This is a genomic window from Desulfobaculum sp., assembly GCF_054921475.1.
In genome coordinates, this window is the sequence record NZ_JBUDSW010000211.1 from 1 (window position 1) to 6,718 (window position 6,718).

At 60.4% G+C, this 6,718-nt stretch carries 7 protein-coding genes and 1 tRNA gene; 2 read left to right on the forward strand and 6 right to left on the reverse strand.

Going from position 1 to position 6,718, the window contains the following annotated elements:
* Positions 1–1,169: ATP-dependent metallopeptidase FtsH/Yme1/Tma family protein (locus ACY69P_RS12730; RefSeq protein ID WP_462327745.1), on the reverse strand; the 1,169-nt coding region annotated here is incomplete at its 3' end.
* A gap of 275 nt (positions 1,170–1,444) precedes the next feature.
* Here ACY69P_RS12730 and ACY69P_RS12735 point away from each other — a divergent pair.
* Positions 1,445–1,538 (forward strand) — tRNA-Sec (locus ACY69P_RS12735).
* 269 nt (positions 1,539–1,807) lie between these two features.
* Positions 1,808–2,026 carry a translation initiation factor IF-1 gene (gene infA, locus ACY69P_RS12740; protein WP_078683826.1) on the forward strand — a complete coding sequence of 73 codons (219 nt, stop codon included), beginning with the start codon at positions 1,808–1,810 and terminating at the stop codon, positions 2,024–2,026.
* 342 nt (positions 2,027–2,368) lie between these two features.
* Here the strand turns inward: infA and ACY69P_RS12745 are convergent, their stop codons facing one another.
* From ACY69P_RS12745 to ACY69P_RS12765, 5 genes are all read right to left on the reverse strand, one after another.
* Positions 2,369–2,737 (reverse strand): bL17 family ribosomal protein, encoded by a 369-nt coding sequence (locus ACY69P_RS12745; RefSeq protein ID WP_462327746.1) that lies wholly within the window; start codon positions 2,735–2,737, stop codon positions 2,369–2,371.
* Between the two features lie 230 nt (positions 2,738–2,967).
* Complete coding sequence (argH, locus tag ACY69P_RS12750) at positions 2,968–4,356, reverse strand: argininosuccinate lyase (protein ID WP_459898812.1); 1,389 nt, start codon at positions 4,354–4,356, stop codon at positions 2,968–2,970.
* Between the two features lie 9 nt (positions 4,357–4,365).
* On the reverse strand, positions 4,366–5,562 hold the full coding sequence (locus tag ACY69P_RS12755; RefSeq protein ID WP_459898810.1) for an argininosuccinate synthase: 1,197 nt from the start codon (positions 5,560–5,562) through the stop codon (positions 4,366–4,368).
* 22 nt (positions 5,563–5,584) lie between these two features.
* Positions 5,585–6,487 (reverse strand): ornithine carbamoyltransferase, encoded by a 903-nt coding sequence (gene argF / locus ACY69P_RS12760; RefSeq protein WP_459898808.1) that lies wholly within the window; start codon positions 6,485–6,487, stop codon positions 5,585–5,587.
* Positions 6,488–6,501: 14 nt separating this feature from the next.
* On the reverse strand, positions 6,502–6,718 hold a 217-nt coding region (locus ACY69P_RS12765; protein ID WP_462327747.1), incomplete at its 5' end, for a hypothetical protein.

Here is a 6,718-nt window from a genome sequence, read left to right on the forward strand (position 1 = left end):
TTGGCCGTCTCAAAGTCCGCCATGACAACCTGATCGCGGTTGAGCTTGGCGGCCTGCAGGGCGGCCTCGTTGACGAGGTTCTCAAGGTCCGCGCCGGAGAAACCGGGCGTCCCGCGGGCGATGGTGACGATGTCCACATCGGGGCCGAGGGGCGTGCGGCGCGAGTGCACCTCAAGGATGCGTGCACGGCCACGCACGTCGGGCGTGGGCACCACAACCTGCCTGTCAAAACGGCCGGGACGCAGCAGTGCCGGGTCCAGAACGTCAGGGCGGTTGGTGGCGGCGATGAGGATAACGCCTTCGTTGGACTCAAAGCCGTCCATCTCGACGAGGAGCTGGTTCAGCGTCTGCTCACGTTCATCATGCCCACCGCCAAGACCGGCGCCGCGCTGGCGGCCAACGGCGTCGATTTCGTCGATGAAGATGAGGCACGGGGCGTTCTTCTTGCCCTGCACGAACAGGTCGCGCACACGGGAGGCGCCAACACCGACGAACATTTCGACGAAGTCGGAGCCGGAGATGGAGAAGAACGGCACGCCAGCTTCACCGGCGACGGCGCGGGCAAGCAGCGTTTTACCAGTGCCGGGCGAGCCGACAAGCAAAACGCCCTTGGGGATGCGACCACCAAGGCGGGTGAACTTCTTGGGCTGGGACAAAAATTCCACAACCTCGGAGAGTTCTTCCTTGGCTTCGTCCACACCGGCGACGTCTTCAAAGGTGACCTTGGACTGGTCCTGACTAATCATTTTGGCCCGCGAGCGGCCGAAGCTCATGGCCTTTCCGCCGCCGGACTGCATTTGCCGCATGAAGAAAATCCACACGCCAATAAGCAACAGCATTGGGAACCATGATATGAATAACGTCATGTACCAGGGGGATTCCTCATCAGGTTCCGCCGTGACCTGCACCTTGCGGTCGATAAGCCGCTGGACAAAGTTCGGGTCGTCAGGGGCGTAGCTGACAAAGCGCTGGCCATCCACGACGGAGCCAGTGATGCGCTGTCCCTGGATTTTCACTTCAACCACGTCACCCTTGTCCACGCGCTCCAGCAGTTCCGTGTAACTGAACTTCAGCTGGGGTGTAGGCGGCTGGTTAAACAGGTTGAAGAGGACGACCATAACGAGACAGATGGCCGCCCACAGAAAGAGGTTCTTGGCGAAGTTGTTCAAGTTGGAACTCCTCTATGGCATTGGCGCGTTTGCGCTGATTCGCAGGATATCCGGTAGTATAAGTTCTGATGGTACGGCAGGCAATGGCCTGCGGTGCGTTTTTTCCATTTTTGCCTTTTCGTGCAAGGCGTATCGTAAAACGCTAACATACACCCATGGCACTGTCCACGCGCAGGCCGGGGCAATTCCTGCTCTGGGCGGGCTGGCGCGGCGGGCCGAATTGCCTTTCCGCTTGAAGAGTTGGGCCAAACCTGTTACTTCACGCCTACCCATGCGGAGGGACGTCTCATCCGGTGATGGGCGCGGGCTTCAAACCCGTAGAATCGTTGAGAAACGATTGGCAGGTTCGACTCCTGTGTCCCTCCGCCATGAAAAATGCAGTCGGCCTTGTGCGCAGAGCATCTTGTACCAATCCGGATTCCCTGATATTTTCCCAGAGTGAAATCGCATCCGCATTCGGCTTCAAACCACGGCGCAACGCACCGTGGGCGCCTCTGCATACAGGGCGTGGCACCTTGACGAGCGCCCGTGCATGTTGTAGGCGCTATCGGTCCGCACTCCATCATGTGTGGACACACTACTCTTAAAGTCTGGCATCGCTGTCGCAGCATGCTCGTGAATATTGAAATGGAGGACATATGGCTAAAGAAGAAGCAATTGAAGTACAGGGCGTCGTTGAAGAAGCCCTCCCCAATGCGACGTTCCGCGTGAAGCTTGAGAACGACCACGAAGTGCTGGCCCACATCTCCGGCAAGATGCGCAAGTTCCGCATCCGTGTTCTGCCCGGCGACAAGGTCACCGTGGAGCTTTCTCCCTACGACCTGAACCGCGGCCGCATTACCTTCCGCCCCCGCTAGTCCTCATTCCCTTTCGCACGGCGAAGCCGGAGAAAGGGGGAGAGCCTGTCTCGACACAGACAGCCTCTCTCCCTCTCTCCGGTTTTTTGCAACCTGAGGCCGACACACTCAGGTTGCACGACAACGCCCCGCAAGCCTCCCTTCCGGCTTGCGGGGCGTTTCTCATTGGTATGTTCTCACTTCTCGCTGCGAGAGGGCGGCGCGAACGCCTCGCCCAAATCCAGCAGCCTCCATGTGATGAGCTCGTGCGGCGCGCGGCGCCTTCAAAGCATGGGCGAGATGCCGCATGCTGGAATGCAAGGTGTTTCTGTACGCGCCGCGCTGTGTTTGGTCAGCGGCCTTTTAGGGTTTCTCCTCAAGGGGCAGTTCCACCATGGTCATCGGCGCGGCCGTCCCCGCTCCGCCGATGGGCGTCAGGCGCACATAGTGGCCCTCCACCTCTTGGCAGCACGGGGCGACATGGTCGAACAGGCGATTGAGCGCCCGGTTGTCATTAAGATACTTGTAAGCCTGCCGGCGCGCGGCGTCGGAATCCGCCGTGGCCAGCGTGACCAAACGGTCCATGACGAACCGCACCTGCTCGGCCTTCTCCTGACTGGTGCGTATCTTTCCCGTGTTCATCAGCAGCTTCACCATGGGCCGGTGCCCAGCAAAACGCCGTACGAATTCCCGTCCAATACCGGGGCCAGACAACACATCTTCACGCTTCATGGTCAATACTCCGAGGTTGAAGGGGAGAATCTGTCACCATAATGCCGTTATAGGACGGGACGTTACATTTCGCAACCGCTGGAATTTTTTCCTTTCTGCATTCCTCCAAAAACCGCACACCATCGTCATAAAACAGCCTTTTCCCTCCCCTGCTGCGCGCAAAAAGACGCAAAAAAAGGGACGCCCCGTTACCGGAGCGTCCCATAGCGTCATTGCTGACTGAACGGCGGCTAGTCCATGGACGTCAGCCACGCGCGCAGCGTTTCAATCTGGCGGGTCACGGAGTTCGGTCCCGTGCCGCCGGAGGTTTCACGGCGGGCGACAGCCGTCTCGTAGGCCAAAGCCTCAAAGACGTCCTGCTCGATCATATCCGAGAACTGGCGCAGTTCCTCAAGGGTCAGGTCCTCAAGGCCCTTGCCCTGCTTCTCGGCATAGCCCACGGCGGAACCGGTTACGTGGTGCGCCTCGCGGAAGGGCATGCCCTTGGACGCGAGGTAGTCGGCCAGCTCCGTGGCGTTCAGGTAGCCGCGCGCGCAGGCCTGACGCATACGGTCCGCGTCAAAGCCCAGCTCGGCCACCATATCGGCCATGATGCCCACGGACGCACGCACGGTGCGGTCCGCGTCAAAGAACGGCTCCTTGTCCTCCTGCATGTCGCGGTTGTAGGCCAGCGGGAGGCCCTTCACCAGCGTCATCAGGGTGGTCAGCGAGCCGTACACGCGGCCGGTTTTGCCGCGCATCAGTTCCGCCACGTCCGGGTTCTTCTTCTGCGGCATGATGCTGGAGCCTGTGGCGTAGGCATCAGGCAGCTTCACAAAGCCGAACGCGGGGTTGGACCAGATAATGATTTCTTCGCACAGGCGCGACAAGTGCGCCATGATCATGGACCCGGTGAACACGGCCTCGATGACAAAGTCGCGGTCGGACACGGCGTCCATGGAGTTGGCGAACACGCCGCCCATGCCCAGCTCCTCGGCCACAGCCTCGGGAGCAAAGTCATAGGTGGTTCCGGCCAGCGCGGCGGCCCCGAGGGGCGACACATTGGCGCGGCGGGCGCAGTCTCCTGCCCGGTCCGCGTCGCGCATGAACATCTGGGCGTACGCCAGCAGGTGGTGCGCCAAACTCACGGGCTGAGCGGGCTGCATATGCGTGCAGCCGGGCAGCAGGGTCTGGCGGTGTTCATCCGCGCGGCGGCCAAGGGAGGCCACAAGGTCCGCCAACAGGCCACGCCACTCATTCATGCGGCGCGTCACATACAGGCGAAAGTCCAGAGCAATCTGGTCGTTGCGGCTTCTGCCGGTGTGCAGTTTGCCACCGAGGGGGCCGATGATTTCCGTCAGGCGCGCCTCAATGTTCATGTGCACGTCTTCCAGCTCGCGCTTCCAGACAAAGGCGCCGGACTCAATCTCCTCGCGGACCTGATTCAGGCCGGAGGTGATGGTCTGCACTTCCTCAGCGGTCAGCACGCCCTGCGCGCCCATCATGTGCGCGTGGGCAATGGAGCCGCGGATATCCTCGGCGTAAAGCTCGCGGTCGTACTGCTCGGAAGCGGTGTACTGCTCCACGGACTCGGCAGTCTTGGCGGCGAAGCGGCCGCCCCACATTTTCGTCTCAGACATGTGGTGCTCCTACTTCTTGGCAAAGCCTCTCAGGCGAAGCCCCTGCAAGGTGATGAACCCGGCGGCGTCGGCCTGATTGTAGACGTCCTCGGCCTCGAAGGTGGCGAGGGAAGCATCATACAGGGAGTACGGGGACTTGCGGCCCAGCGGGATGGCCTGACCCTTGTACAGCTTCAGGCGGACGGTACCCGTCACGTGCTCCTGCGACTTGTCGATGAAGGCCTGAATGGCTTCACGCTCCGGCGCGTACCAGTAGCCGTTGTAGACCATCTCGGCATAGCGGGGGATAAGGGAGTCGCGCAGGGACATGAGTTCGCGGTCCATGGTGACGCCCTCAAGGTCGCGGTGCGCAGCAAACAGAATCGCGCCGCCGGGGGTCTCGTACACGCCGCGGGACTTCATGCCCACAAAGCGGTTCTCCACCATGTCCACACGGCCAATGCCGTGCTTGCCGCCCAGCTCGTTCAGCTTCAACATGATGCTGGCCGGGGACAGCTTTTCGCCATCGATGGCAACCGGGTCGCCCTTTTCAAAATCAATGGTGATGACCTCGGCCTCGTCAGGAGCCTCCTCCACGGACACGCACATGGCGTGGGAGAACGGTCCCGGCTCGCTCCACGGGTCTTCCAGCTCGCCGCCTTCAAAGCTGCAGTGCAGCAGGTTTCTGTCGCAGCTGTAGGGCTTGGCGTGGCTCATGGGCGTTTCAATGCCGTGGGCCTCTGCAAAGCTGATGCAGTCCGTACGGGACTTCAGGTCCCATTCGCGCCACGGGGCAATGGTCGTCAGGGTCGGGTCCAGAGCGGCGGTGGCCAGCTCAAAACGCACCTGATCGTTGCCCTTGCCGGTTGCGCCATGGGCCACGGCCTGCGCACCCTCGGCGTGGGCGATTTCCACAAGGCGCTTGGAAATCAGCGGACGTGCGATGGACGTGCCGAGCATGTAGCGGCCTTCATAAATCGCACCGGCGCGGAACATGGGGAAGATGAAATCGCGGGCGAATTCTTCCTGCAGGTCTTCGACGTATGCCTTCACAGCACCGGTTTTCAGCGCCTTTTCGTCAATGCCGTCCAGCTCTTCACCCTGACCAAGGTCTGCGGTGAGGGTCACGACTTCGCAGTCGTAGGTTTCCTTAATCCACGCCAGAATGACGGAGGTGTCCAGACCGCCGGAATAGGCGAGGACCACTTTCTTGATGTCTTTGCTCATTGCTTCCTCTACTCAAAAATACTTAGTCGGAAAAAACCCATTCAAGGATGGCCTTCTGCATATGCAGGCGGTTCTCGGCCTGATCAAAAATCACAGACTGCGGCCCCTCGATAACGGACTCGGACACTTCCTCGCCTCGGTGGGCGGGAAGACAATGCAGGAACTTCGCATCCGGTGCGGCAAGCGCCATCATGGCGTCGTCCACCATAAATCCGGCAAAGGCCTTTTCTCTGGCCTTCTGCTCTTCCTCCTGCCCCATGGACGCCCATACATCAGTATTAATGTAATGGGCACCGGCGCATGCCTCGCGCGGGTCGCGGGTCAGCGTTATCCGCGCGCCAAGGCCCTTTGCCCGCTCCACGATGGCGGGGTCCGGGTCGTAGCCCTCAGGCACGGCAAGCGCCAGCTCAAACGGAAAATGCACAGCAGCATTGATAAAGGAATGCGCCATGTTGTTGCCGTCGCCAACCCACGCCACCTTCAGGGACGAAAAGTCCGGTGTGCGCTCGTACATGGTCAGCATATCGCTCATGACCTGGCACGGATGGTATTCGTCAGTCAGGGCGTTCACCACGGGGATGCTGCCCCACGTGGCCAGCGCGTCCACCTTCTCCTGACCAAACGTGCGGACCACCATGCCCGCACAATAGCGCGAAAGCACACGCGCCGTATCGCACAGCGGCTCGCTGCGGCCAAGCTGCGACTCCGCAGGCGTCATGAACAGAGGGGTCCCGCCCAGATGACGGATGCCCACCTCAAAGCTGACGCGAGTTCGGGTGGACGCCTTCTCAAAAATCATAGCAACAGTCTTGCCAGACAGAAGGTCACTTCGGTAATCCACCTGCTTCATCTCGTGTGCTCGTCGCACAAGGGCGTGGGCGTCGGTCTTCTCCAGGTCGAGAATGCTCAAAAAATTCCTGGGCATGGCAATCCCCTGTTCTAATGATCTATTCCAGAGAGCTCTAGTCGCGAAACAAACGGCCATTTAACGCCGAACGTATGGCAATGTAAAGCCTCGTCCCCGCTCAAACCGTCTAGGGCGCCATTTTTCACCATTTTGGCAAATTGCGCGTGGCGTACGGTGGAGGCAATGCCACCCTCTTTATGCTCCGCAGGCTTAAGGATTTCATCCTTAAGAATCCTCTTCATACGCCAC

Excerpts from the sequence above, each read along its gene's own strand:
- infA (WP_078683826.1), top strand. The coding sequence starts at position 1,808 with ATGGCTAAAGAAGAAGCAATTGAAGTACAGGGCGTCGTTGAAGAAGCC.
- ACY69P_RS12745 (WP_462327746.1), bottom strand. The coding sequence starts at position 2,737 with ATGAAGCGTGAAGATGTGTTGTCTGGCCCCGGTATTGGACGGGAATTC.
- argH (WP_459898812.1), bottom strand. The coding sequence starts at position 4,356 with ATGTCTGAGACGAAAATGTGGGGCGGCCGCTTCGCCGCCAAGACTGCC.
- ACY69P_RS12755 (WP_459898810.1), bottom strand. The coding sequence starts at position 5,562 with ATGAGCAAAGACATCAAGAAAGTGGTCCTCGCCTATTCCGGCGGTCTG.
- argF (WP_459898808.1), bottom strand. The coding sequence starts at position 6,487 with ATGCCCAGGAATTTTTTGAGCATTCTCGACCTGGAGAAGACCGACGCC.